The organism is Gilliamella sp. B2969 (assembly GCF_026536195.1).
Lineage (GTDB): Bacteria > Pseudomonadota > Gammaproteobacteria > Enterobacterales > Orbaceae > Gilliamella.
This window is the reverse complement of the sequence record NZ_JAFNOP010000003.1, coordinates 93,269-119,232: the sequence shown is the minus strand read 5'-3', so window position 1 is coordinate 119,232 and position 25,964 is coordinate 93,269. Positions and strand designations below refer to the sequence as shown.

Sequence of the window (25,964 nt, the reverse complement as noted above, 5' to 3'; positions counted from 1 at the left end):
ATGATAACTAAATCAGTTTGTGTTTTAGGTAATGGCCAATTAGGCCGAATGTTAAAGCAAGCTGGCGAGCCATTAGGTATCCATGTTTTTCCTGTTGGTTTAGATGTCGATCCAGCAACGATTCCTTATCAAAATTCAGTCATTACTGCTGAAATTGAACGTTGGCCCGATACGCCTTTTACTCAGATTTTAGCTCAGCATGGGCATTTTATTAATCGGGATGTGTTTCCGATTATTGCCGATCGTTTGAGTCAAAAACAACTATTAGATGAACTTAATTTACCCACAGCTAAATGGTTTTTATTGAAAAATAGACAAGATTGGCCAACGCTCTTTCAACAGTTAGGTCAATTGTTAATTGTTAAACGTCGTACTGGTGGTTATGATGGTCGAGGTCAATGGCGTATAGCGATTGATGACGATATTGACGTACCTGAAGATATCTATGAACAAGCGATTGTAGAACAGGCAATTGCATTCGATAACGAATTATCATTGATTGGTGCTCGCAATGCGAAAGGTGAAACCGTTTTTTACCCATTGACGCATAATTTACATCAAGATGGTATTTTAAGAATGAGTATTGCTTTACCCGATAAAATGCCTGTATTACAAGCCAAAGCTGAAAAAATGTTATCTGCTATCATGCAAAAGCTCAATTATGTCGGTGTAATGGCAATGGAGTGTTTTGTTGTCGGTGAAAATCTATTAATCAATGAATTAGCACCAAGAGTCCATAACAGTGGTCACTGGACCCAAAATGGCGCTTCAATAAGCCAATTTGAGCTTCATTTACGGGCAATCTTGGGATTACCAATACCAAATCCGAATGTTTTTGCGCCTTCTGTCATGGTTAATCTGATTGGAACTGAGTTAAATTATGATTGGTTATCAATTGATTTAGTCCATTTACATTGGTACGAAAAAGAAGTGAGAACTGGTCGTAAAGTGGGTCACTTAAATTTAACTCACCCTCAAATATCAACATTGATCGATTCATTAGATAAATTGTTACCTATGTTGCCTGTTGAATATCATCCAGCTATTTTTTGGGCAAAACAGCAATTTGAGTCGTGATAGCTTCGTTGAACGAAAAGGGTAGCGCCATGGTCAACTTTAGCAAAAAAATCAATTACCAACGTTATGCTCATAAACAATATGACAGTTTAACAGATGAATATTCAGTTTTACGCTGTTTTGAAAGTGATCGTGGACGAATTATCAATTCTGCAGCTATAAGGCGCTTACAGCAAAAGACTCAAGTGTTCCCCCTTGAACGTAATTCAGTTGTCAGAAGCCGTTTGACGCATTCAATGGAAGTTCAACAAGTTGGGCGCTATATTGTTAAAGAAATTGTTAATCGTTTAATAAAAGCAGGACAATTAAAGGCGTTTGGTCTGGATAAATCGATTATGTCGATTGAAAGTTTAGTTGAAATGGCGTGCTTAATGCATGATATAGGTAATCCCCCTTTTGGTCATTTTGGTGAATCGGCAATTAATCAGTGGTTTACTTTACGACTAGGTCTTGATAAACCTTGCAGCTACAGTATTCTTGAAATAAACAAACAAGATGATGAGTTACTTGCTGAATTAAAACAAAAAATCCGCCAAGATTTGTCCAATTTTGAAGGGAATGCGCAAGCTATTCGTTTAGTTCATACGATTTTACGTCTTAATTTAACTTATTCTCAAATCGCCTCAATTGTTAAATATTCAAAACCCGCTTATTGGAATCATGCTGTACCGACTGAATTTGCTTATTTAATGAAAAAACCCGGTTTTTACTTATCGGAAGAGCCCTTTATCAATGAATTATATCAACAACTTGATATAAAACCTTTTCATCGTTACCCGCTAACCTACATTATGGAAGCGGCTGATGATATCTCATATTGCATAGCCGATCTTGAAGATGCCGTTGAAAAGAAAATCTTTACTGTACAACAACTTTATCAATATTTAAAACAAGCGTGGGGACCAGTTAAAACAGGTGATTTATTTGATGAAGTGATCAATCGGCCTTTTGATAATTTTAAGCAAATTGAGTCTACCGCTATTGGTATCGATGAGTTTTTTATGTATTTGCGAGTCAATACTATCAATAAACTTGTTCCCCATGCCGCAGAACGTTTTATTGAAAATATTGAAGCCATTTATCATGGCTCATTTAATCATGCATTGCTTGAAGATCACGACGCTGAATACAAACTCCTCAATATTTTTAAAACTGTTGGTTTTGAACATGTCTTCAATCATGAATCAGTTGAAAATCTTGAACTACAAGGTCATCGAATTATTACCGGTTTGCTCGATATTTATAGCCCATTACTTGCGATGCCGGTTGAGGATTTTATTAAATTATCGACGACAGGCAATCACAAAAAATACCCAATAGAAACCCGACTATATCATAAACTATCCCATAAACATTGTGATGCTTACCAACAAGTTATTAGCAAACTTGATAAAAATCAGCCAACTTTTGATTGTTGGGAATTTTATTACCGTTGTCGTTTAATTCAAGATTACATTAGTGGCATGACAGATCATTTTGCTTACGATGAATATCGTAAATTGATGGTCACATTCTAATTTAGTTAATTGATCAAAGTTTTAGCACCAAAAAAAAGCATAAGCACTACAATAGTGCATTAATTTTCAAACGCTATCGATAATCACAGTATTAGTATCAACATATCCAAACACCTCTAATTATATTGCTCACCCTCTTTAATAAACAAAATGGTTGAAATGAGAGTTGGTGTCGTTAATGTTTTGGCCAGAGAGTGAGTATTGATGACACTTTATTATTTGATTTTGCTCATTGAGTTAACTTGTTTTCGGTTTGATTTCAACATTTTTATTCCTATCAATTGACATTAACACTATGAATTACATCGTTATTCTTATTAATAAATATAGTCAAAAACTACAAATTGAAATTTCTGGCATAAGCTTTGCATAAGTTTTGCATAAGTTCGGTTATCCACCCTATTAATGAGGAGCAATTGATGAAATTAGTGACTGTTGTTATTAAACCTTTCAAATTAGAAGAAGTGAGAGAATCATTATCCAATATTGGCATTACGGGATTAACCGTAACTGAAGTTAAAGGATTCGGGCGTCAAAAAGGGCATGCGGAACTTTATCGTGGTGCTGAATATAATGTTAACTTCTTACCTAAAGTAAAAATTGATTTAGCAATCAGTGACGAACAGCTTGATGAAGTGATTAATACTATTACTAAAGCGGCTTATACCGGCAAAATAGGCGATGGCAAAATCTTTGTGACGCCACTTGAACATGTGGTTCGGATTCGTACCGGTGAAACGGATGAGTCAGCATTATAATCATAAAAGGATATCATTATGTTGAAAAAATTTATTTTACCTTTGGGCTTAGCGCTTTCAAGCTCAGCAATTGCTCAAGAAGCAACCGTCGCCGATAATGCTGATAACGGTTTTATGATGATTTGTACAGCCCTAGTTCTTTTTATGTCGGTGCCTGGCATTGCTTTGTTCTATGGTGGATTATTACGTGCTAAAAATGTCTTATCAATGTTATCGCAGATATTAGTCACCTTTTCACTTATTGCGGTATTATGGATAATTTATGGTTATACACTGGCATTTGGTGAAGGAAACTGGTTTTTTGGTAACTTTGAACACTTTTTATTAATTGGTATTAATATTACAGATGTATCAGGATCGATTTATGAATTGATTTGGGTTGCGTTTCAGGGATCTTTTGCCTGTATTACTTGTTGTTTAATTCCAGGTGCATTTGCCGAACGTACGCGTTTTTCAGCGGTATTAATTTTTATGGTGTTATGGTTTACCTTCTCTTATATTCCAATGGCCCATATGGTATGGGGTGGAGGCATCTTAGGTGATGAAGGTGCGTTAGATTTTGCCGGAGGAACTGTTGTTCACATCAATGCAGCCGTTGCAGGTTTAATGGGGGCGTATTTACTAAAAAATCGGATAGGCTTTAATCGTGAACCGTTAAAACCTTTCAATCTGCCTTATGTTTATATCGGTGCTGCTATTTTATATATTGGGTGGTTTGGCTTTAATGCTGGATCTTCAACTCACGCTGACCAAATTGCTGGGCTTGCTTTTATTAATACCGTGGCAGCAACGGCAGCAGCAGTTTTAGCATGGTCTATTGCTGAGTGGGTTTTACGAGGTAAACCATCATGTTTAGGTGCCGCATCAGGCATCATCGCGGGATTAGTTGGAATAACACCGGCAGCGGGTTTTGTTGGTGTTGGTGGTGCATTGTTGATTGGTTTGATTTGTGGTTTTGCCGGAGTTTGGGGCGTATCTTCGCTAAAAAGAATTCTTAAAATAGACGATACTTGTGATGTATTTGGTGTACATGGTGTTTGTGGTATTGTTGGTTGTCTATTGACTGGTATTTTTGCGTCAGAATCACTCGGTGGCATTGGTTATACAGAAGGTACCAGCATGGCAAGTCAAATTGGTATACAGTTAATGAGTGTAATAACCTGCATTATTTGGACGGCTGTTGTTGCTTTTATCTCGTATAAGATTGCAGATATTTGTGTTGGCTTACGTGTGTCAGAAGAACATGAACGTGAAGGTCTAGATATTAATAGCCATGGTGAAAGTGCATTTAACAATTAATTCCTAAATAAATCTATCCAATGTAAATATATAAAAAAATCTACAGTGAAATTAGCACTGTAGATTTTTTGCTTATATTAATTATGTGAATGTCTTTTAGTCATCCCAAAGCATAATTGCATTATCTTGCGTAAGGATTAACGGTGGTGAAAACAGATATTCTTTAATGGTATCTGGTAATGCATTTAAGTCATTTAAATCAAGCTTAAGATCAGGATTTGATTGGCTAAGTTCTGCTAATCTGCTTGATAATATTTGATTGATCCTCTCACATTCTAAATCTTGTTGATTTTTTAACGTTTCTAAATCAGGTTCATTGAATGCTTCACGATAAATAAACTGGAAAGCATCGATATCCTTAAAAACATCTTCTAAAACATACTTTTGATATTTTGAATGACGTTGTTTCAATGCTTCAAAACGTAACGCAATAATTTCATCTTTTTGATCCGGATAATCTAAAACTGAATCTTTATCTGTTAATTGCTTTTTTTCAGGAATTGACTCATTAAAAGATGCTAAAGTAAATAACGGTTTTTTATTCGATGTCATTTATTAATTCACAACCTATATTCTTGAATAATAAAAAATTATTGTTTTTATTCTAAAAATAGTTTTACTCAATGTCATCAATTCTTTTGCAAAAATTGATGACATATTTCTATTATTGATTCATTTATCAATACTTTTAATCAGAGTAATTCCCATCTTCCCAAAGCATAATTGCATTATCTTGTGTTAAGATTAACGGTGGCGCGAATAGGTATTTTTTAATTTTATTAGGCATAACAGTAATATCATTTAAATCCAATTGCACGTGTGGATAAATTTTTGCCATTTGTTTTAACCGCATGCTTAATAATTCTTTAACTTTATTCGATTCTTTAGCAAAGGCTAATTCCTCTTTCAAAAGGCTTATTTGTCTTTTATGATGCTCTGATTCGAACATCTCAGGAAATATAAAACGCATTTCTCGATTATTTTCGATCTTAGCTTTACTATTGTATTCATTATCTTTATATTCGCCATGGTGTAACTTAAGCTCCTTAACATGTAATGCAATAATTTTATTTATGTTTTCAGGATAATTTAATTTAGAATCTAAATCACTTAAGGTATTTTTTTGAGGTAATAATTTATCACTTTGTACTAAGGTAAATAATGGTTTTTTATGTGTCTTCATTTCTATAACTTCCTTTTTTTAGGACAATAAGATAACGATCTGTAGAACATTAAAAAACGACTGTTACTCTATCGCAAAAAAACTTGAGGTAAACATAACGTTTTAGTATAAAAAACAACTAAAAGCGCTGATTATTACTTTTATCTCCTTTTAATGTTTCATGTTTTATGCTTTTTGATATTTCGATTTAGACTAAAATTTTGTTTTCTCTTTTTATTCTCACTAGTAAATTAATGTTGTATAGAATGTAAAATAGTATTCTTTTACAGAATGTTAATTTAATGTGGTTGTTCCATTTTTCTATATCAAGTAGAACTATGAATAAATACCAATTGAATTGAGATAGCATGATAAGATCAAAAAAATTCATTTTATAATCGTCATCAAGCAAGAGAAAATTACATTCTGTAAATTTAACAAGTTGTTTTTTAAATAAACTATTTATGATGTTAGATTGGTGTTGATTACTATATAAATCTTTGACTTTATGTTTTTCAACAAATTTGGGGTAAATATTAAGCTTAACTTTAATAGTAATTCTTAATACATTAATTAAGAGATGGTTAATTAATCCTTTATATTTAATAAGTCGATTCCTAATCGAAGTTTCACTATTATAACTTAAAATTTGTTTTATGCTAGTAATATTTTTCTGAAACCACTTTTTTACTTGGAATTTTACAATTTTAATCAGTAAAAAAATGTATTGCAATGTATTTGTGAGACTTTTAGCAATCATAAATCCAATCCATGTTGTTGTATATTAAACAATATACGATAATAAAAATGTACATCCTAAAGCGACTAATGAAGCAATAAAAGAGCTGGATGTATAATATTTGAACATTTCAGTTAATGTAGCGCCACAATATTGCTTTACAAGCCAAAAAAGTGAATCTGTTACAATTGTACAACCAATAGCGCCCGAACCGATCGCTAACGTTATGATCTCAGGGCTAACATAAGGGTAAAGTGGCAACATAGGTGATACAATGGCTGTTGCTCCCATCATGGCAACCGTTGCAGAGCCCACTGCAGCATGTAATATAATGGCAACTAACCACGCTAATAAAATAGGGTGCATATTTAGCTGTGATAAAATACCCGCTAATCCATCACTCAAACCACTACTTTTTAACACGCCATTAAATGCGCCACCCGCACCAATAATCAACAAGATATTAGCGATTGAAGAAAAGCCACATTCTGTTTTTATTAATAAATCTGACATTCGCATTTTTTGGCGAATACCTAAGACATAATAGGCGACAAAAATACCTATAAGCATAGCTGTAATTGGGGTGCCAATAAATTCGAACACGGCATAAAAAATTGAATTTTTATCGATTGTTAATTCTGTGGCTGTTTTTATTAACATTAAAATGATAGGTAACAAAATAATAGTCAAAGTGGGCAATAATGACGGTAATTCATTTTCATTCTTATTGTTTGGTTGGGAAAATGTTTCAGGTACAGGCTTAAATGGAATATTATTTTTAATGATTTTTAAAAAAAGAGGCCCACTAACTAGTGATGCTAATAGAGCAACTACTAAACCATAAAAAATTATACTGCCAATATCTGCACCAAGCGCATTGGTCACAAACAATGCTGCCGGATGAGGGGGAACAATACAATGAACGGCCATCAATGCAGAGCATAGTGGTATAACAATTGTTAAAAGTGATGAATTTGTTTTTTTAGCAATGGAAAAGGCAAATGGAATGAATAATACTACACCGACTTCAACAAATAAGGTAATGCCACAAATTAGTCCAATTAACACTATCATTATTTGTGGCGGAAGTAACCGGCATTTGTGTAACATCAACCCTATAGTTTCAGATGCACCAGAAATTTCCATCATTTTACCTAAAATGGATCCTAATCCAATTACTATAGCTAAAAAACCTAAGGTACTACCCATTCCAGCTTCAATTGCACTAAGTATTTCAAGTGGAGGCATAGCCATTAATACCCCTACATAAAAACTTGCAAGTAACAAGGCTAAAAATGGATGTAGTTTAACTTTTACAATTGATATCACAATGACAATTAAACTACTCATTAATACTGCCATAACCCAAAGCTGTGAGTTCATGTTTTGATTTTTAAGTTAGTTAAAATTTAACCTATTAAATGTTTTTATTAGGTATTTGACAAATGATAAAAAAACAACTTAACATGAATTAAATTCATTCAAAAATGTGATTTAAATCGAAGTTTAATATTAAAGTTAGTTTTGCTATAAAGCTGCAAAGTTTGATTTTATAAAATAGATATTTACGTTGTTTAAAACAAGGTGAAGGAGAATCGCTGATGTATGATAATTTTCTAACAAAAAATCGCTTGATTAATCGTTATCAGTTAGCGAAATTATATACTTTTGAATCGGCTGCTCGTCATCTTTCCTTTTCTTTATCTGCTGAAGAGCTGTGTATCAGTCCAAGCGCGGTGAGTCATCAAATTCAAAAATTAGAGCAAGAACTTGGTTTTAAGCTATTTAAACGGTTTCACCGAAGAATTGAACTTACTCATGATGGTAAACATTTATTTGATGTGGTTCGAAAATCACTAAGAAATTTGAATCAAGAAATTTTAGAAATTTCAAATCAAGAAATTTCTGGAATATTGACAATTTATGCTAGACCGTCATTTGCACAAGGTTGGCTAGTACCAAAATTACCTGACTTTGCACGTCACTATCCCTATATTACTTTAAATATTTTATCTGGAAATGAAGTTACAAATTTTAGTCGTCATCGAATCGATCTTGCTATTTATTATGATGCATTACTGTACGAAGAGCTCAATTACGATTTTTTAATGTCCGAAACAATCATTCCTGTTTGTAGTGACTTTTATGCAAAAAAACATAACTTATATAATAACGTTGAAAGACTATCTAACTGTACAATATTGCACGATAGTCAAGCATGGGAATATGATTCTAATTGTGATGAATGGATGGGGTGGGCTAATCATTATTCTTTACCCTTTGATTTTAATGATATACCCAAAATCGATTTTGATCGTTCTGATCTTGCAACTACTGCCGCTATTTATCATGGTGGTGTTGCTATGGGGCGAAGACGATTAATCGGCAAGTTACTTGAATCGGGTGAGCTTATTACACCTTTTCCTGAAATGGAAATGTTATGTAAACAGCGCTATTACATCTTACGAGCGCAAGCCAAATACAATCCCAAAGCAGATATCTTTATAAAATGGCTAAAAAGCCTAGTTTAATAAAGTAATGCTAAGCTAAAGGTCAGCGTTTAGGCTTCCCTTTAGTCTAAGCATATTATTTATTCCGTTTTAAATGTTTCAAATTGGATAATGCGATAGATAGTAGAATAATAATGACCCCAATCCATTGATTAAAATAGACCGATTCTTTTAAATAAAAATATGAACAGGTGACGGCAACAGGTAGTTCAGCTGCGGATAAGATTGCACTTAATGAAATACCAATTTTGGGAATGCCAACAGAAAACAAAAACGGAGGTAATACGGTGCCCAGTAGTGCTAATAAAAATCCTAATTGATAGAGTTGATCATTCAAATTTAATTTAAAGAAGAATAAAGGTGGAAATATAATAAAAGTTATTATGCACGCTCCGGTTATCATCAAGGCACTTTTTTCAAGTTTTGGTAATGCATTACCAACATTACTGCTTGTACTAATAAATAGTGAATACATTAAGGCCGCTAAAAAACCAAAAAAACAGCCCGTTAAATTCAAACGAATATCTTGATTAAATAGTCCAGCGGCTAGGCAGCTACCGGCTATGATGGTAATCACCGTTAAAATTTGAGTCGTAGTCGGTCTATTTTTGAAAATAACATAATCGATAATAATACTAATCCACAAATACTGCATTAATAGTATGATAGCAATTGATGCGGGAACGAGTTGAACACATTGATAATAGCAAATGCCAACTAACCCAGGGAAGATACCCACAGCACATACCTTCCATTTGTTCGTTTTGGGATTATGCGTTGTCGTTGCTGTACTTTTGGGTTTTATGAATGTTTTAACTATCAAGTGAATAATCCATAATATTAGCATACCCAAAAAACATTGTACGCCCGTAACTTCACCAAGGGAGTAGCCAGCTTTATAAGCGGTTTTCACAATAGAGGAGAGCACGCCAAAGCTGCACGCTCCTAAAAAAACTAATAAACCACCTAAAAATTTTTCTTTCATAGTTAAATCTCATAATTTATATAAATTAATTTTGTAGCTAACAATAAAGCAAACACAATAAGAGACCACAGGGTGAAGACCCTGTGTCACTCTTCATTTTTTAACATATTAGAATAACGAATACTAAGTGAATCAGAACAGAATGTAAGCTTGTGATTTTAGCCCATTAGTTTGATTGTGGTAAGTTATTGCTTAACTGTTTCGCTTCTATTATGGTCATAGTTAAAGGTAAAGTAAAAAATAATTCCCAACACCAGTGCATAAGATGCAAAGATTAACCATATTGTTTGCCAATCTCGGCCACTTGTATAGGTAAATTTATCAACTACCATACCACTTAAAATTGAACCCAAATATGCACCAATTCCATTTACCATTGTCATAAAGAGCCCTTGTGCACTTGCTCGAATATTGGCATTAACTTCTTTTTCTATAAAAATTGATCCCGAAATATTAAAGAAATCAAAAGCACAACCATAAACTATCATGGATAACAACAGTAAGACAAAACCAAATGGTGTTGGATCACCAAACGCAAATAAACCAAATCGGAGCGTCCAAGCTATTAGGCTTATCATGATCACTTTTTTTATTCCAAACTTTTTAAGAAAAAACGGAATAGTTAAAATAAATGCCACTTCTGCCATTTGTGATACGGATAATAAAATTGCTGGATGCTGTACAATTAAACTGTCAGAAAATTCGGGAATTTTACCAAAGTCTTTTAAAAATGCCCCGCCGAAAGTATTGGTGATTTGTAATATTGCGCCAAGTAACATCGCAAATAAAAAGAATACTGCCATGACGGGTTTTTTAAATAACACAAATGCATCAAGCCCTAAACGAGAAGCCCAAGATTGTTGTTGGTTTTGTTTGATTTCAATATTTGGTAACGTTGCGCTGTAGATCACTAATACGACCGAAGCCACACATGCCACATAAAGTTGTCCATTACTGGAATCTAACTTCAGTAGACTTATCATCCACATAGCAATAATAAAACCTACTGTACCAAACACCCGTATTTTAGGGAACACTTCGACAGTATTTAAGTTATTTTTATCTAAACACGCGTAACTAATTGAGTTAGATAAAGCAATAGTTGGCATGAAAGCCATTGCATTAGCAAACATCAACCAAAATAGTAAACTTGATGTTGTCACTGATGCAGCATAAAAAAGCGCAACAGCACAAATCGAGTGGCACAGCATGTACAAATATTTTGCTTGTATAAATTTGTCAGCAATAATCCCTATAATACAAGGCATAATTAATGCGGCTAAGCCTTTAGTACTAAAGATCATACCTATCTCGGCACCAGAAAATTTTAGTGTATTAAAAAGATAAATACCTAAAGTCGTTAGCCAGCTTCCCCAAATAAAATATTGGAAAAACATCATTATTTTTAATCTATTTTTTATGTTCATTATTTAAATCCTAAATAAATTGAACTGCTTATATAAAATTAAAAACTATGAACTAAAAACGTGCAATGGTTTTAGTAATAAGTTGTAAAAAAGTGGATTTTACACGTTCAGCGGTTTCAATCACTTCTTCATGACCGAGTGGTTGATCTAAAATGCCACAAGCCATATTAGTTAAACATGAAATGCCGATAGTTTTAATGCCAGAGTGATGAGCAATAATTGCTTCAGGAACGGTAGACATACCCACTGCATCAGCACCTAATGTACGGATCATTCTAATCTCTGCTGGAGTTTCGTAGGTTGGTCCTGTCCACCAAGCATAAACACCTTGTTGTAAAGTGATATTCAGCTCTTTAGCTACTTCGCTAACTGTTGCTCTTAATTGCTTGTTATACACTTCGCTTACATCCAAAAAGCGAACCCCTAATTCAGGATTATTTGGCCCCATTAATGGATTGTTAGCAGTTAAGTTAATGTGGTCAGTAATTATCATTAAATCACCAGGTTTAAAGCTAGTGTTGACTGCACCACAGGCATTGGTAATGATCAGTTTTTCAACGCCTAGCATTTTCATTACACGCACAGGGAAGGTAACTTGATCTAATGAAAAACCTTCATAATAATGAAAACGACCTTTCATCGCGACAACAGTCTTATCACCACATTTACCAATCACTAATTCATTCGCATGCCCCACAGCTGCTGATTTAGCAAAGTGAGGAATAGTGTCATAAGGAATATGAACGGCATCTTCAAGAGTATCGGCAAAAGGACCTAAACCCGATCCAAGTATAATTCCGATTGTTGGTTTTTTGTCGGTTTGCTGTTGAATATAATTAACTGCTTGTTGAATATCTGCTGTTTGATGCATGAGTGTATCCTTTCAAATTGAAGTAGTTTTTTGATAAATAAAACGCAGTGATATTAAATAATCACTTAAAACATGTTTATATTTTTATCATGAATAAAAATACGTATCGCAATTGTTCACATCGATCTAGTATGTCATAGAAAAGGATGTGAATAATTGACTTTTTCTCAAAACGAGAAAACGATCACATAAAAAGAATATATAATAAAAACAACGTAGTTGTCATTTTTCAGGGTATATTATGATGATGTTCTGACAATAATGAAAGGGACTTTTTAGGTTTGGTTTAGTTTTAAAAATTAAATTGCTATATTTAACTTTATTAATCAATTAATTATCTTAAAAATTAATTTAAAAAATTAAAATATAAACATTATTTATGATACATTAAGCTTCAATTTGACAACCGTGTTTATCTTATAAAATTATTATTACTCAATGATCCGATTGCTATCGGTATAAATTACCCCTTTATCACCTCTAAAAAATCCAATCAAAGTCAAGTTATTTGTTCTGGCTTGCTCAACTGCCATTGATGTAGCTGCTGAAACCGCACAGAGAATTTCGATGCCACAGATAGCTGCTTTTTGTACCATTTCATAACTAGCTCGACTTGAGACGAGTATTAGGCCTGGTATATTTTTTTTATTTTGTGCTAGGTATTTCGCGCGATAACCTAACAGTTTATCTAACGCTACATGTCTGCCGATATCCTCAAAACCTGCAATAAAATTACCATGTAAATCAAGCCAAACTGCTGCATGGGTGCAGCCTGTTTGCGCTCCAACTTGTTGTACTTGGTTTAGATAGGCCAGTGAATGCGCAAAATCTGGTAACTGAATTTTGTCATTGGATGGTAAAGTAGGAATAATTGAGCATACCTGATCAAGTTGCTCTGTTCCACAGATACCACAACCAGTGCGGCCGGTTAAATTGCGACGTTTTTCTTTTAATTGATTGAAGCGTCTGGAAGATAATTCAATATGAACTTCTACTCCTTTTAATGAGTCGATTATATCAATACCATAAATGTCATTAACCGATTCAATAATATTTTCAGTTAATGAAAAACCAATCGCAAAATACTCAAGATCTTTCGGCGTCGTCATCATAACCACATGAGAAATACCGTTATAAATTAATGCAATAGGTTTTTCTATGGCAATTGTATCAAATTGAGGATTATTTAGCGTGCTATTACTAAATTTTGTTACTAATACTGTGTTAATACCGCTAGTCATGGCTGGTCTCGGGCTGTTTATTTTTAAGCATTGAACGTTGTTTTAGTTTTACATTGCTAATGTGAATAATCAGTAAAGCAATTGAGTTACGTAATAAGATTCTGCCAATACTTGGTTAACACAATCTTAAACTTATATTATTATGGTAAAATGCTTGAGTCTAATCAATTAATAATTTACCTAATTCAACTATGTCAATACATGAATTTACCTTTGCAATAATGCAGTTTATTCAAGCTCATCAAATATGGGCATTGCCAATTATTTTTTTATTGGCATTTGGCGAATCTTTAGCCATTATTTCATTGATTGTGCCAGCAACAGCAATTTTATTGGGTGCAGGCGCTTTAATTGGTACTGGTGTTATCTCATTTATTCCGGTATTAATAGCTGCATCGCTAGGCGCTGTGATTGGTGATTGGCTCTCTTATTGGTTAGGTAAGCATTATCACAAACAAGTAATCGCTTCTTGGCCATTAAGTAAGTATCCAAAATTGGTTTATCGTTCTGAACAATTTTTTCAACGCTATGGCGCTTTAGGGGTTTTTGTTGGTCGATTTTTTGGACCATTTCGAGCAATAGTGCCGTTGATTGCTGGCACAATGCATATGCCAGCAACTAAGTTTAATTTAGCCAATATATCTTCTGCGCCAATTTGGGCATTTGTGTTATTAGCGCCAGGTGCATTTGGTGTACCTTGGTTAGAAACGCTTTTCGGTTAAAGCGTGCCAACGGTATAACTACGGCGTCCACTTTTACGACCAAGCGCTTCCAAATTGGTTTGTAATGGTGGAAATGGTAATTTTAAATCATGCTGACGATAAGCTTCTAAGATTAATTTATGAATTGCTGTTCGTAAAAGCATTCGATGCCCCATTTCGGCTGCAAACACTCGCAGTTCAAATAATTGTATTCCTTCTTGAATATCGACTAAAAAGACTTGCGGTTCGGGATCGTTTAACACATATTCACATTCGATACAGGCTTGTTGTAATAGGTTTATTACCAAATCACTATCAGCATCAATAGTTGCAGGGATAGTTAACACAATACGGGTAATTGAGTCTGATAACGACCAGTTAACTAATTGTTCAGTGATAAAAGCTTTATTCGGCATGACGATTTCTTTGCGGTCCCAGTCAACAATAGTAATTGCGCGCGTGTTAATTTTAGTGATATTACCGGTTAAATCACGAATGGTGACGGTATCCCCAATTCTGACCGGCTTTTCAAACAAAATGATTAAGCCAGAAATAAAGTTAGCAAAAATTTCTTGTAGACCAAAACCTAAACCAACACCTAATGCAGCAATAAGCCATTGTATTTTTGACCAATCAATCCCAATAAATGAAAATGCAATCATACAACCGATCATTAGAATAATATATTTAGAAATTGTTGAGATAGCATAACCGGTGCCCGGTGCTAAATCTAAATGTTGTAAAATGCCTAATTCGAGTAATGCTGGTAGGTTTTTAACGGCTTGCACGGTAATTGTCATGACTAAAATGGCAATACATACCGCACCAAGGGTAATATATTGTTCGATTTCAACGCCATTGACAATGGTGCTTGTACCCCAAAGTTTAATATTATTCATGAAGGCAAATGCCGAATGTAGTTCAGACCAGAGCAGTATCATACTAATTAAAGCAATCAGCATAATAATCGATCTAACTAATTGTAACGATTGTGCACTAATGACATCTAAGTTGATAACTGGCTCATCGACACCTTCATTCACCGATGTTAACTCTTCTTCGTGTCCTTTCGCGCGTTGCATGCGCTCCAATCGGCGTTGTTTGTCTCGTTCAAATTCAATACGACGTTTTTGGATCCACATCCAACGTCGAATCATAAAATAGATAACTAATAAACCAAACCAGATAATAACCGATGCTTCAAGTCGACCTAATAAAACTTGCGCTGTAGATAAATAACCTAAGCAAGCCGCAATAATAGCTAACCAAGGCGCACTTAATAAAATAAACCAAAGAATGTGACTTAATAAGTTATCGCCCGATCCCTTTTTATCAATATAAAGAGGCACGCCCGCTCGATGAATTGAGTTAGTCATAAATACTAAAGCAAAGCAGAGAATAATGAAAGCTGTTCGTCCTATAGTGGCGGCAAATTGGCGGTTGTTAAACTGATCAAAACTCATGACAATCATAACAAGTGGAATCACTACCCAAACCGAAAGTTGATAGTATTTCATTGCTTCTCGAACACTTGATTTGGACCAGCCAAAGTGGGTAATAAATAGACCATTTTGTTCTGCAAAATGTGCAGTAATAATAAAGACCCATAAAATAGGCGCAGCAGCATTTACCCCATAACCCAGCGCTACTGCGACAGGGTAATCCCAGTTAATTTGCAGTGCATAACCAAAAACAGCCCATAAAATAGGTACAGGCAGCGCCATAATTAGCGAATAAATAATCACTTTTAATGTTAAAGAATAACTATCTTGCGTTACTTTACCCACGCGTGAGGCGGATTTGTTTAAAAATGCATAATATTTTGTGCGCATTTTAAAATGAGTAACCACAAATAGCATTGCTAAAATCAATAAAAATAATGGTTTAGGTGTTGTTAATACTTCACAACTGGCATTATATAGCTGAGTTAAGGTATCGATTGAAAAAATGACATAAACAACATCTTTGGCCAAATTAACTGGGAATTTAAGTGAAATAGGATTAACATCAGCCACCCAGAAGAAATAGCGGTGTGCCGCGTCATTGACTTCGTCAATTGCATTGGTTAATTGTTTATTTGAAATTTTTAATTTCGTTAACTCTAAAATAGTGGTATCAGTACCCGAAATTAATGTTTTAAGTAATTCGCTTTGTTCGCGTAACAAGCGTCGGTACTGTGTAGCGAGTTTTACACTATTAAGTGGGCTACTTAAAGTTGGATAGTTGTCTAATGCGGTTAACGTATTGGAGTAATTAAGCTGTTGGACTTTTGCTTCGGCGATTTCAGCATCAAGCGGTTGAGACTTGGGTTTTTCGGGTAAACGCAGTAGCTGTTGGCGAAGGGTTTCGCCAAGCGCGGTTGAAAAACTTAACCATTCACCTTGTTCAGCCAGTGTCGCTAACGTATTTTGTACATGTGAAATTTGCGTGGTAATGTTATTTTGTTCATTAATGATGCTGGTTAAATGCGATTTTTGAAACTCCATATTTTGACGAAGTTCATCGTTTTTATCACTTAATTGATTCACAACTTGTGATAGCTCTTCTTCATTATCAATAGTTAAAATTGCTTGTTCAGCAGAAGTTAAAGAAGATAACAACAATAATACAAAACAGCAAAAACCACGCATCCACATAATGTTAGATCCTTTCCGCTAGCTTTTGACCAACACGCGTTATGTCACCAACTTTAAGATGACTGTCAAATGCAATAGCATTAGATGCAAACAAGGTGATGACAGTCGAGCCTAATTTAAAACAGCCCATATCTTGTCCTTTAGTTAATTTCACTTCGCCAGCATAGGTCCAACGTTTCATAATGCCTTCGCGAGGAGGCGTGATACAGCCTTCCCATTCCACTTCAATACTACCAACAATCGTTGCACCAATTAAAATTTGCGCCATCGGTCCAAATTCGGTTTCAAATAGACAAATAACGCGCTCATTACGTGCAAAAATATTTGGTATACTTTCGGTTGTTGCTTTGCTGACCGAAAACAACGAACCTGGTACATAAATCATTTCACGTAAAATGCCATCACAAGGCATGTGAAAGCGATGGTAATTTTGAGGTGATAAGTAAGTTGTAGCATAAGCGCCATCTTTAAAAAACTTGATCATATCTGGATGACAAGCCAATAATGATTCTAAAGAATAAAAATGCCCTTTAGCTTGTAATAATAAATTATCTTGAATGACACCAAATTGGCTTATCACACCATCGGCAGGCATGACAATAGAATTCGCCGCTGAATCGATAGGGCGGGCCTCGTCTTTTAGCTCACGAGCAAAAAAATCATTAAAAGTTTTATATTCTTTTACATCACTAATTTTGGCTTCACTTAAATCAACTTTATACAGTTTACTAAAGCCTAAAATCATCCATGTTGTCACTTTTCCTAAATGCTTATTAGCAAGCCAACCAAATATCAGGGTTAATAGCTGTTTAGGTAGTAAATATTGAATAATTGCTTTTAACTGATTAAACATAGGTTACTCTCAAATTATGTTATAAATGCGCCATTATACCAATAATTATTAAGAATGTATAAAACCAGCATAAATCGATAATTTGTGCGGTAGATCACACTGAGTTTAAGAATTTTGCCAACACTAATAAAACAGTGGCAATCAATTGAAAGAATTTATGTTATACGTTATTTACACTGTGCCCGTTAGCAATAATGGGGATAGTGATAATGGCTGATAGATATATTGCCGCAATAGATTTAGGTGCTTCAAGTGGACGGGTCATGTTGTCTTGTTATCAAGCGAACAATCAACATTTAACCCTTCAAGAAGTGCATCGATTCAAGAATGATTTTAAATCACTGGATGCCAATTTTTGTTGGGATCTTAATTATATAGAGCATGAAATCATTACCGGTTTGAACAAAATTATTCAACAAGGTATTAAGCTTGATAGTATCGGCATTGATACTTGGGGCGTGGATTATGTATTGCTTGATAAACATGGACAAGTTGTTGGCCCGACTTATGCTTACCGCGATCATCGTACCGATAATATTATGTCACAAGTTCAATCAGAGCTTGGAATTGAGAACATCTACCAAAAAACCGGTATTCAATTTTTAACTTTCAATACCCTTTATCAGCTTAAAGCGATGATGAGGGACAATCCAACTTGGTTATCGCAAGTCACGGATTGGGTGATGATACCCGATTATTTAATTTTTCGTTTAACTGGCAAGTTAAACCGTGAATATACCAATGCAACAACAACACAACTGGTTAATGTGACAACGCGTGATTGGGATCAGCAATTGCTCGATTACTTAGGTGTGCCGCGGAAATGGTTTGGCGATATTACCATGCCCGGTAATAAAGTCGGTTATTGGCAAAGTCCGAATGGCGATAAAATTCCGGTTATTGCTATAGCCAGTCATGATACGGCAAGTGCAGTGATTGCCGCTCCCATAACGGATAAACAAAGCGCTTATTTGTGTTCGGGGACTTGGTCTTTAATGGGCATCGAGTCAAATCATTCATACACTGATGCCCAAGCTTTAAGCGCTAACATCACCAATGAAGGTGGAGTTGATGGGCATTATCGCGTCTTAAAAAACATTATGGGTTTGTGGCTATTTCAGCGTGTTTGCCTAGAACATAACATCTATAACATTAGTCACATTATTGAATCAGCAAAGCAAGAACAACCCTTTACCTATGTGATTAATCCTAATGATGATAGGTTTTTAAATCCCGCGTCCATGACCGAAACACTAAAACAGGCCTGCCTCGAAAAATATGCGCACGCGCCTGAACGTTTATCACAATTAGTACGCTGCATATTTGATAGTTTAGCTACTTTATATTGTGATGTGATTGCAGAATTATCCACCCTTATTCAGCAACCAATTAATACCTTACATATTGTTGGTGGTGGTTGCCAAAATACTTTTCTCAATCAGTTATGTGCCGATCTTTGTCATATCACTGTGACCGCAGGTCCTATTGAATCGTCAGCCTTAGGTAATGTCGGATACCAATTAATTTCGTTAGGGGCTATCGATGATGTTAAGCGCTTAAGACAGATTATCTCGCACAATTTTGATACCCAATATTATTATCCACAAAATAGTTAATTTAAAATTTACGTAATTTATTAAGGAGTTACTAATGAGTACAGTTGAAAATGCCTATCAAAGTGCTAAAGCAAGATTTGCCGAAATAGGGGTAGATACCGATGCCGCTTTAGCTAAAATGGCTAAATTACCAATTTCAATACATTGCTGGCAAGGTGATGATGTTACCGGGTTTGAAAAACAAGAAGGTGAGTTAACGGGCGGTATCCAAGCGACAGGTAATTATCCGGGCAAAGCACGTAATGCAAGTGAACTTAGAGCCGATTTAGATAAAGCCTTTAGCTTAATTCCGGGACCAAAACGATTAAATCTACATGCGTCATATTTAGAAGCCGATCACAAAGTCGATCGCAATGAAGTAAAACCGGAACACTTTGCAAATTGGGTGAGCTGGGCTAAAAAGCAGCACATTGGTTTAGATTTCAACCCAACTTATTTTTCTCATCCATTAAGCAATGAAGGCACGTTAACGCATGTTGATGCAAAAATTCGCCAATTTTGGATTGAACATGGTAAAGCGTGTCGTAAAGTTTCTGAATATTTTGGTAAAGAGCTTGGTACGCCATCGGTCATGAACATTTGGTTACCGGATGGCATGAAAGATATTACCGTCGATAAATTTGCGCCAAGACAACGTTTATTAGAATCGTTAGATGAAATTATCAGTGAAAAAATCGACCCCAAATATCATATTGATGCAGTAGAAAGCAAATTATTTGGTATTGGACTTGAATCTTATACTGCTGGTTCAAATGAATTTTATCTCGCTTATGCTACATCACGTAAAACTGCACTCTGTTTAGATGCGGGGCATTTTCATCCAACAGAAGTCATTTCAGACAAAATTTCTGCCGTTATGCCATTTGTTGAACACCTATTACTGCATGTAAGCCGCCCTGTACGTTGGGATAGTGATCACGTCGTACTTTTCGATGATGAAACCCAAAATATTGCCAGTGAAATCATTCGTAATAATTTATTTGATCGAGTTCATATCGGCTTGGACTTTTTTGATGCATCAATCAACCGTATCGCCGCTTGGGTAATTGGTACTCGCAATATGAAAAAATGCCTATTAAAAGCATTATTAGAACCCACAGCGCAACTCAAACAATTTGAACGTGAACGAGACTTTACTTCCCGACTAGCATTACTCGAAGAACAAAAATCTTTACCTTGGCAAGCAGTTTGGGACAAATATTGCCAACAAAACGGCGTACCAGTTGGACGTGCTTGGCTTGATGAAGTTCGTCAATATGAGCAACAAGTATTAACTCAACGATAAAAGGTGAAAACAATGCAACAGATTCTATCTTCTTGGTTTGTGCAAGGCATGATCAAAGCAACGTACGACATGTGGTTAAAAGGTTGGGATGAACGTAATGGTGGTAACGTAAGCTTACGATTGTTAGACACCGATGTCGTTTCATTTCAAGGTGACTTTTATGCTAATCCAAGGCACGTATCATTAACACAAGATGTGACTAAGTTAGCCAATCAATACTTTATTGTGACAGGCTCTGGAAAATTTTTCCGAAATGTCATTTTAGATCCCGCTGATACCTTAGCTATTGTCAAAATCGATGAGCAGGGTAAGGGCTACTATATTATGTGGGGGTTGATTAATGGTGGTTTGCCCACTTCTGAGCTAGCCGCTCACTTACAGTCTCACATTGTTCGCATGGAAAAAAGCCAAGGTAAAGATCGCGTGATCATGCATTGTCATGCAACCAATTTAATTGCATTAACCTATGTTTTAGAGCTCGATACCGCAGTTATTACCCGTTTACTATGGGAAATGAGCACTGAATGCTTGGTTGTCTTTCCTGATGGTGTCGGTGTTGTGCCTTGGATGGTGCCAGGAAAAGATGAAATTGGTTATGCAACAGCACAACAAATGGCAAAACACACATTGGTTTTATGGGCTTTTCATGGTGTTTTCGGTACTGGCCCTACATTGGATGAAGCCTTTGGCCTTATTGATACAGCAGAAAAATCAGCAGAAGTATTAGTTAAAGTTTTATCAATGGGTGGTAAACGACAAACTATTACAACCGAGCAATTTAGACTGTTGGCACAGCGCTTTGATGTCAATCCAATTGAGGAAGCATTAAAACCTTAGTTAGGTTTAGCTCAGAATATATTAAATTATATTCTAAACATATAAGGACACATATATGGGTAGTTCAATTATTTTAGGTATTTTTTGGCACTTTGTCGGTGCTACATCGGCCGCTTGCTTTTATGCACCATTGAAAAAAGTCAAAAATTGGTCATGGGAAACAATGTGGTCAATTGCGGGTATTTTTTCATGGATTATTTTACCTTGGTCTATAAGTTACTGTTTATTGCCTGATTTTTGGGGATATTATGGTAGTTTCAGTTCAGATATATTAATTCCTGTTTTTCTATTTGGTGCAATGTGGGGAATTGGTAATGTCGGCTATGGACTGACTATGCGCTATTTGGGTATGTCCATGGGAATAGGTATTGCAATTGGCATTACCTTAATTGTTGGTACGTTAATGACGCCGATATTACAAGGTAAATTTGGTGAACTTATCGCTTCAACCGGCGGCAAAATGACACTACTAGGCGTAGTTGTCGCTGTTATTGGGGTAGCCATTGTTACTTATGCGGGACTTTTAAAAGAAAAAACATTAGGCGTACAGGTAGCGGATTTTAATCTACGCAAAGGACTATTATTAGCGGTAATGTGTGGGATTTTTTCTGCCGGTATGTCTTTTGCCATGAGCGCCGCGGTACCTATGCATACTAAGGCTGCTGAATTAGGTGTTTCTCATCTGTATGTTGCGTTACCTAGTTATGTAGTCATCATGGGTGGTGGCGCGATAGTTAATCTCGGTTTTTGTATTTCCCGCCTCTGTTTTAAAAAAGAACTGTCATTCAAACAAGATATCTCGGTTGCTAAATCGTTACTCATTAGCAATGCATTGTTTGCCATTTTGGGCGGTGCAATGTGGTATTTTCAATTCTTCTTTTATGCATGGGGCCATGCCAATATTCCAGCAGAATATGGCTTTATGAGTTGGATGTTACATATGAGCTTTTATGTGCTCTGTGGTGGTATTGTTGGTTTAGTTTTAAAAGAGTGGTTTGGCACAGGAAAGAAACCAGTAAAAGTATTATGTATAGGTTGCTTAGTTATTATTTTGGCTGCCAATATCGTTGGTTTAGGCATGGCAAATTAATTGAAAGGAAAACAGATTATGGCTTATAGAATGATTTTAAATGAAACCTCTTATTTTGGTGCAGGGTCAATCCAACATATCGTTGATGAGATTAAAAAACGTGGTTTTAAAAAAGCATTGGTGGTTACTGACAAAGATCTAATCAAATTCAAAGTAGCAACAAAAGTAACAAAATTATTAGATGACAATGGTTTTGCTTATCAAATATTTGATGAAGTCATGCCAAATCCAACTATCGGAATTGTTAAAAAAGGGGTAGACATTTTTAAACAGTCAGGTGCTGATTATTTAATCGCTATCGGTGGCGGATCTCCACAAGATACAGCCAAAGCCATTGGTATCATTATTAATAATCCTGAATTTGCTGATGTGCGAAGCTTAGAAGGCGTTGCACCAACTAAAAAACCTGCGGTTCCAACGATAGCCATACCAACAACAGCCGGTACCGCTGCTGAAGTGACTATTAACTACGTCATTACCGATGAAGAGAAAAAACGTAAATTTGTTTGCGTTGACCCTCATGATATTCCGGCTGTTGCAATCATAGATTCAGATATGATGACAAGCATGCCAGCAAGTTTAAAAGCAGCGACTGGGGTAGATGCACTCACCCATGCCATTGAAGGTTATATTACTAAAGGGGCTTGGGAACTTTCTGATATGTTTCATTTAAAAGCCATTGAGGTAATAGCACGCTCATTACGTGACTCAGTAAAAGGGATTGCAAAAGGTTCAGAAGATATGGCATTAGGTCAATATATTGCTGGTATGGGTTTTTCAAATGTGGGATTAGGTTTAGTCCATGGAATGGCACACCCGCTTGGTGCTTTTTATAGTACCCCGCATGGCGTTGCTAATGCCGTATTGCTACCGCATATCATGGCTTACAATGCCGAATTTACTGGCGATAAATATCGTGATATTGCTAAAGCAATGGGGGTCGCAGGCACTGAAAAAATGACAATAGCGCAGGCCAGGCAGGCTGCTGTTGATGCAGTAAAACAGCTTAACAAAGATGTCGGTATTCCAGAAACATTGAAAGATATTGGCGTTAAACTCGAAGACATTCCAGCACTAGCACAAGCTGCCTTTGATGATGTGTGTACCGGTGGTAATCCACGTGAAACTAATGTTCACGAAATTGAACAACTCTATCAGGCTATTTATTAATGATAAGTTGCCGATTTGAAATTATGAAATAGGTTAGTCAATATTATATCGACCTATTTCATATGTAATGCTTAATAAGAAGGAATGGCTATGTTAAGAAAAGCTTCAATCATGCAGGTTAATCCTGATAAACATGCGGAATATAAAAAACGGCACGATGAAATTTTTCCGGAATTAGTGAAAGAGTTAAAAGCACATGGCGCACATAATTATTCGATTTTTCTCGATGCAAAGCGCAATCTTTTATTTGCTTACGTTGAAATTGAATCAGAAGAGCGTTGGGATGCTATTGCCAATACGGCTGCTTGCAAAAAATGGTGGGCATTTATGCAAGATATCATGCCAAGTAATGCTGATAACAGCCCAATAAGTGAAGCACTTTTACCTGTGTTTTATCTTGAATAAAAATGGACTCTCTTTTATAAAATTAAAAGAGAGTATTTACCTTCATTAACGTTTATTGGTTTTATTTCTAAATTTTGCTCGATATTGTGACGGTGTCTGCTTGGTTTCTTTTTTAAATACGACTGAAAAATAGTTACTATCATCATAACCACATTCAGCCGAAATCATACTAATTGAGTATGGCGTGTTACGCAGTAATGACATCGCTGTACACAAGCGCCGCTTTTGTAGATATTCATAAATTGTCATGCCTGTTTGACTTTTAAATAAACGGCTAAGTGATCTTGCGGCAATATGATTTTGCTTACAAAATATGTCTAAATTAAATGGCGTAGCTATGCTATTGTGCAGTACGGTAAATAATAAATCCAATTGATGAGTTGCGGTTGGTGATTGAGTATTAGGCATTTGCTTAATACGATCTAATAAAATGACTAACTGTAAAAATAGTGCTTCGGCCAGATGCACGGAAGCTAAATTATTTTTTTTTGATTCAATCGCGAGCTGTTCAATTAAAGGGGAGACCATTTTAATTAAAGAAGGTTTAATACGCCAGCCTCGCTCGGTATGCTTGGCATTTTGTTTTGGCAAATATTGTTCAATGATTGATGATAAAAATAAGGCATCTCGTAAATATAAAATATTGTCGAGTTTTAGATTATTTACCGACTCATAACCATGAACATCTTTAGGGTTTATATATAAAATATCACCACTAGTGATTGGGTAAATATAATCATTCCAGTGATGTAATCCATTACCCGAACAGACAATGACAATTTCGTGAAAGTCATGGTCATGCAACGGAAAGGGGTGTTGATGATCTCTTTTTTCGACAGTCACAGTATTGATATCTGCAATAAAATAATCTTGTCTAAATAAATGCAAATAGTGATTCATAAGCTGTTCCTGCCGTATAGATTTACCAATCAATGATAACGTTTCTCTGGATAATTACGTAATATTTGTGGTCCAAAAGTAAACTCCTGTTTAAAACAAGTCGAAAAATAAGCACTATCATTAAATCCACATTCTTGCGCAATGTCTGTGATGGTTTTGTCGGTCTGAATTAATTGTGTATAGGCATCAGCCAAACGTAATTTTATAAGGTATTTTTGCGGAGTTATGCCTAATTGATTTTTCACATGGCGGTGGAAAGAGCGTAATGATAATGAAAATTGCTCGGTTACCTTATGCCAATCAATCGGTTCTTTGAAATGGATTTGTAAATAGCGTAATAGCTGTTTGACTCGGTTATCACTGCTGCCCGTGCCTTGATTTACATATTGATTTTGTTTGAATAATAGTAATAATTGTAAAAAAAGGCTTTCTTGCAAAGCATCGCTTTGCACTGATACTTGATTCAATTGCGCTAAAATGGTTTGTATATTTTTGTCACAATTTTTATCAAAAAAGAAGTGAGATTGGCACAAATCTTGATTCGGAATCAATTCATTAATGCCATTGATGAAATGAAAATTGTCCGGATCTCTAAATAAAATATTCGTTAAATGTAAATTATTTACGTTTTCGTATAAATGGCAATCACTAGCGTGAATATAAAACATCATACCCGGATAAAGATCGAATAATCGACCGTTTAAAATATGCTTGCCATTACCTTTTGTGACAATGACTATTTCATTAAAATTATGTGTATGTTCAGGGTACACAGGTTGGGGCTCTCGAGGCTCTATAGTGATATTTTGCTGACTAGAAGCAAAAAAATCTTTATCGAGTAACTTCTGTATCATGCGCGATCCTCACTTTATTGCAAATCACTCA

At 35.4% G+C, this 25,964-nt stretch carries 23 protein-coding genes; 12 read left to right on the top strand and 11 right to left on the bottom strand.

Annotation, left to right across the window (positions count from 1 at the left end):
• The 4 genes from purK (at position 1) to amtB (ending at position 4,651) form a co-directional block, all read left to right on the top strand.
• On the top strand, positions 1-1,077 hold the full coding sequence (purK, locus tag J3U66_RS03540; RefSeq protein ID WP_267347998.1) for a 5-(carboxyamino)imidazole ribonucleotide synthase: 1,077 nt from the start codon (positions 1-3) through the stop codon (positions 1,075-1,077).
• A gap of 29 nt (positions 1,078-1,106) precedes the next feature.
• Complete coding sequence (dgt, locus tag J3U66_RS03535) at positions 1,107-2,594, top strand: dGTPase (protein ID WP_267347997.1); 1,488 nt, start codon at positions 1,107-1,109, stop codon at positions 2,592-2,594.
• A gap of 419 nt (positions 2,595-3,013) precedes the next feature.
• Positions 3,014-3,352, top strand: coding sequence for a P-II family nitrogen regulator (gene glnK / locus J3U66_RS03530; RefSeq protein WP_065634965.1), 339 nt, complete (start codon positions 3,014-3,016; stop codon positions 3,350-3,352).
• Positions 3,353-3,370: 18 nt separating this feature from the next.
• Positions 3,371-4,651, top strand: coding sequence for an ammonium transporter AmtB (gene amtB / locus J3U66_RS03525; RefSeq protein ID WP_065798592.1), 1,281 nt, complete (start codon positions 3,371-3,373; stop codon positions 4,649-4,651).
• A gap of 96 nt (positions 4,652-4,747) precedes the next feature.
• Here the strand turns inward: amtB and J3U66_RS03520 are convergent, their stop codons facing one another.
• The 3 genes from J3U66_RS03520 to dsdX form a co-directional block, all read right to left on the bottom strand.
• Positions 4,748-5,203, bottom strand: a complete 456-nt coding sequence (locus J3U66_RS03520) for a hypothetical protein (RefSeq protein WP_267333145.1) — start codon at positions 5,201-5,203, stop codon at positions 4,748-4,750.
• Positions 5,204-5,339: 136 nt separating this feature from the next.
• Positions 5,340-5,834, bottom strand: a complete 495-nt coding sequence (locus J3U66_RS03515) for a hypothetical protein (RefSeq protein WP_267333144.1) — start codon at positions 5,832-5,834, stop codon at positions 5,340-5,342.
• 763 nt (positions 5,835-6,597) lie between these two features.
• Positions 6,598-7,935 carry a D-serine transporter DsdX gene (gene dsdX / locus J3U66_RS03510; protein WP_267347995.1) on the bottom strand — a complete coding sequence of 446 codons (1,338 nt, stop codon included), beginning with the start codon at positions 7,933-7,935 and terminating at the stop codon, positions 6,598-6,600.
• 218 nt (positions 7,936-8,153) lie between these two features.
• On the opposite strand from dsdX, the gene dsdC reads away from it, so the two are divergent.
• Positions 8,154-9,083 (top strand): DNA-binding transcriptional regulator DsdC, encoded by a 930-nt coding sequence (gene dsdC, locus J3U66_RS03505; protein ID WP_267343806.1) that lies wholly within the window; start codon positions 8,154-8,156, stop codon positions 9,081-9,083.
• 55 nt (positions 9,084-9,138) lie between these two features.
• On the opposite strand, the gene J3U66_RS03500 is transcribed toward dsdC, so the two are convergent.
• The 4 genes from J3U66_RS03500 to fdhD form a co-directional block, all read right to left on the bottom strand.
• Positions 9,139-10,047 carry an EamA family transporter gene (locus J3U66_RS03500; protein ID WP_267333141.1) on the bottom strand — a complete coding sequence of 303 codons (909 nt, stop codon included), beginning with the start codon at positions 10,045-10,047 and terminating at the stop codon, positions 9,139-9,141.
• A 185-nt stretch (positions 10,048-10,232) separates the two neighbouring features.
• A complete protein-coding gene (locus tag J3U66_RS03495) occupies positions 10,233-11,474 on the bottom strand; it encodes a nucleoside permease (RefSeq protein WP_267347993.1) in 1,242 nt (413 codons plus the stop codon).
• Positions 11,475-11,526: 52 nt separating this feature from the next.
• Complete coding sequence (locus tag J3U66_RS03490) at positions 11,527-12,345, bottom strand: purine-nucleoside phosphorylase (RefSeq protein WP_065632918.1); 819 nt, start codon at positions 12,343-12,345, stop codon at positions 11,527-11,529.
• A 431-nt stretch (positions 12,346-12,776) separates the two neighbouring features.
• Positions 12,777-13,586: a formate dehydrogenase accessory sulfurtransferase FdhD gene (gene fdhD / locus J3U66_RS03485; RefSeq protein WP_267343808.1), complete on the bottom strand. Its 810-nt coding sequence runs from the start codon at positions 13,584-13,586 to the stop codon at positions 12,777-12,779.
• A 191-nt stretch (positions 13,587-13,777) separates the two neighbouring features.
• Here fdhD and J3U66_RS03480 point away from each other — a divergent pair, with 191 nt between their 5' ends.
• Positions 13,778-14,308 (top strand): DedA family protein, encoded by a 531-nt coding sequence (locus J3U66_RS03480; protein WP_267343809.1) that lies wholly within the window; start codon positions 13,778-13,780, stop codon positions 14,306-14,308.
• Here J3U66_RS03480 and mscM read toward each other — a convergent pair.
• Positions 14,305-16,923 carry a miniconductance mechanosensitive channel MscM gene (mscM, locus tag J3U66_RS03475; protein ID WP_267343810.1) on the bottom strand — a complete coding sequence of 873 codons (2,619 nt, stop codon included), beginning with the start codon at positions 16,921-16,923 and terminating at the stop codon, positions 14,305-14,307. The genes J3U66_RS03480 and mscM overlap by 4 nt on opposite strands.
• 4 nt (positions 16,924-16,927) lie before the next feature.
• Positions 16,928-17,776: an archaetidylserine decarboxylase gene (gene asd / locus J3U66_RS03470; RefSeq protein ID WP_267333136.1), complete on the bottom strand. Its 849-nt coding sequence runs from the start codon at positions 17,774-17,776 to the stop codon at positions 16,928-16,930.
• A gap of 209 nt (positions 17,777-17,985) precedes the next feature.
• On the opposite strand from asd, the gene rhaB reads away from it, so the two are divergent.
• The 6 genes from rhaB to rhaM all read left to right on the top strand — a co-directional run bounded on the left by rhaB (position 17,986) and on the right by rhaM (position 24,179).
• Positions 17,986-19,392, top strand: coding sequence for a rhamnulokinase (gene rhaB / locus J3U66_RS03465; protein ID WP_267347991.1), 1,407 nt, complete (start codon positions 17,986-17,988; stop codon positions 19,390-19,392).
• A 34-nt stretch (positions 19,393-19,426) separates the two neighbouring features.
• Positions 19,427-20,677 carry an L-rhamnose isomerase gene (locus tag J3U66_RS03460; RefSeq protein WP_267347989.1) on the top strand — a complete coding sequence of 417 codons (1,251 nt, stop codon included), beginning with the start codon at positions 19,427-19,429 and terminating at the stop codon, positions 20,675-20,677.
• Positions 20,678-20,689: 12 nt separating this feature from the next.
• The gene (rhaD, locus tag J3U66_RS03455) at positions 20,690-21,514 is read left to right on the top strand and encodes a rhamnulose-1-phosphate aldolase (RefSeq protein ID WP_267347987.1); all 825 of its coding nucleotides are present in this window, start codon (positions 20,690-20,692) and stop codon (positions 21,512-21,514) included.
• A 55-nt stretch (positions 21,515-21,569) separates the two neighbouring features.
• Positions 21,570-22,604 carry an L-rhamnose/proton symporter RhaT gene (gene rhaT, locus J3U66_RS03450; RefSeq protein ID WP_267347986.1) on the top strand — a complete coding sequence of 345 codons (1,035 nt, stop codon included), beginning with the start codon at positions 21,570-21,572 and terminating at the stop codon, positions 22,602-22,604.
• An 18-nt stretch (positions 22,605-22,622) separates the two neighbouring features.
• The gene (gene fucO, locus J3U66_RS03445) at positions 22,623-23,774 is read left to right on the top strand and encodes a lactaldehyde reductase (protein ID WP_267347985.1); all 1,152 of its coding nucleotides are present in this window, start codon (positions 22,623-22,625) and stop codon (positions 23,772-23,774) included.
• A gap of 90 nt (positions 23,775-23,864) precedes the next feature.
• On the top strand, positions 23,865-24,179 hold the full coding sequence (gene rhaM / locus J3U66_RS03440) for an L-rhamnose mutarotase (protein ID WP_267333130.1): 315 nt from the start codon (positions 23,865-23,867) through the stop codon (positions 24,177-24,179).
• A 45-nt stretch (positions 24,180-24,224) separates the two neighbouring features.
• Here rhaM and J3U66_RS03435 read toward each other — a convergent pair whose 3' ends face one another.
• Positions 24,225-25,079, bottom strand: coding sequence for a helix-turn-helix domain-containing protein (locus tag J3U66_RS03435; RefSeq protein WP_267333129.1), 855 nt, complete (start codon positions 25,077-25,079; stop codon positions 24,225-24,227).
• A gap of 29 nt (positions 25,080-25,108) precedes the next feature.
• Positions 25,109-25,933: an HTH-type transcriptional activator RhaS gene (gene rhaS / locus J3U66_RS03430; protein WP_267333128.1), complete on the bottom strand. Its 825-nt coding sequence runs from the start codon at positions 25,931-25,933 to the stop codon at positions 25,109-25,111.
• Positions 25,934-25,964 lie beyond the last annotated feature (31 nt).

What these genes read in the sequence shown, in the direction of transcription:
- J3U66_RS03460 (WP_267347989.1), top strand. Translation starts at nt 19,427, where the DNA reads ATGAGTACAGTTGAAAATGCCTATCAAAGTGCTAAAGCAAGATTTGCC.
- J3U66_RS03435 (WP_267333129.1), bottom strand. Translation starts at nt 25,079, where the DNA reads ATGAATCACTATTTGCATTTATTTAGACAAGATTATTTTATTGCAGAT.
- dsdX (WP_267347995.1), bottom strand. Translation starts at nt 7,935, where the DNA reads ATGAACTCACAGCTTTGGGTTATGGCAGTATTAATGAGTAGTTTAATT.
- J3U66_RS03495 (WP_267347993.1), bottom strand. Translation starts at nt 11,474, where the DNA reads ATGAACATAAAAAATAGATTAAAAATAATGATGTTTTTCCAATATTTT.
- J3U66_RS03490 (WP_065632918.1), bottom strand. Translation starts at nt 12,345, where the DNA reads ATGCATCAAACAGCAGATATTCAACAAGCAGTTAATTATATTCAACAG.
- rhaM (WP_267333130.1), top strand. Translation starts at nt 23,865, where the DNA reads ATGTTAAGAAAAGCTTCAATCATGCAGGTTAATCCTGATAAACATGCG.
- amtB (WP_065798592.1), top strand. Translation starts at nt 3,371, where the DNA reads ATGTTGAAAAAATTTATTTTACCTTTGGGCTTAGCGCTTTCAAGCTCA.
- fucO (WP_267347985.1), top strand. Translation starts at nt 22,623, where the DNA reads ATGGCTTATAGAATGATTTTAAATGAAACCTCTTATTTTGGTGCAGGG.
- J3U66_RS03500 (WP_267333141.1), bottom strand. Translation starts at nt 10,047, where the DNA reads ATGAAAGAAAAATTTTTAGGTGGTTTATTAGTTTTTTTAGGAGCGTGC.
- J3U66_RS03520 (WP_267333145.1), bottom strand. Translation starts at nt 5,203, where the DNA reads ATGACATCGAATAAAAAACCGTTATTTACTTTAGCATCTTTTAATGAG.
- asd (WP_267333136.1), bottom strand. Translation starts at nt 17,776, where the DNA reads ATGTTTAATCAGTTAAAAGCAATTATTCAATATTTACTACCTAAACAG.
- J3U66_RS03515 (WP_267333144.1), bottom strand. Translation starts at nt 5,834, where the DNA reads ATGAAGACACATAAAAAACCATTATTTACCTTAGTACAAAGTGATAAA.
- rhaB (WP_267347991.1), top strand. Translation starts at nt 17,986, where the DNA reads ATGGCTGATAGATATATTGCCGCAATAGATTTAGGTGCTTCAAGTGGA.
- fdhD (WP_267343808.1), bottom strand. Translation starts at nt 13,586, where the DNA reads ATGACTAGCGGTATTAACACAGTATTAGTAACAAAATTTAGTAATAGC.
- dsdC (WP_267343806.1), top strand. Translation starts at nt 8,154, where the DNA reads ATGTATGATAATTTTCTAACAAAAAATCGCTTGATTAATCGTTATCAG.
- rhaS (WP_267333128.1), bottom strand. Translation starts at nt 25,933, where the DNA reads ATGATACAGAAGTTACTCGATAAAGATTTTTTTGCTTCTAGTCAGCAA.
- rhaD (WP_267347987.1), top strand. Translation starts at nt 20,690, where the DNA reads ATGCAACAGATTCTATCTTCTTGGTTTGTGCAAGGCATGATCAAAGCA.
- dgt (WP_267347997.1), top strand. Translation starts at nt 1,107, where the DNA reads ATGGTCAACTTTAGCAAAAAAATCAATTACCAACGTTATGCTCATAAA.
- mscM (WP_267343810.1), bottom strand. Translation starts at nt 16,923, where the DNA reads ATGTGGATGCGTGGTTTTTGCTGTTTTGTATTATTGTTGTTATCTTCT.
- glnK (WP_065634965.1), top strand. Translation starts at nt 3,014, where the DNA reads ATGAAATTAGTGACTGTTGTTATTAAACCTTTCAAATTAGAAGAAGTG.
- purK (WP_267347998.1), top strand. Translation starts at nt 1, where the DNA reads ATGATAACTAAATCAGTTTGTGTTTTAGGTAATGGCCAATTAGGCCGA.
- J3U66_RS03480 (WP_267343809.1), top strand. Translation starts at nt 13,778, where the DNA reads ATGTCAATACATGAATTTACCTTTGCAATAATGCAGTTTATTCAAGCT.
- rhaT (WP_267347986.1), top strand. Translation starts at nt 21,570, where the DNA reads ATGGGTAGTTCAATTATTTTAGGTATTTTTTGGCACTTTGTCGGTGCT.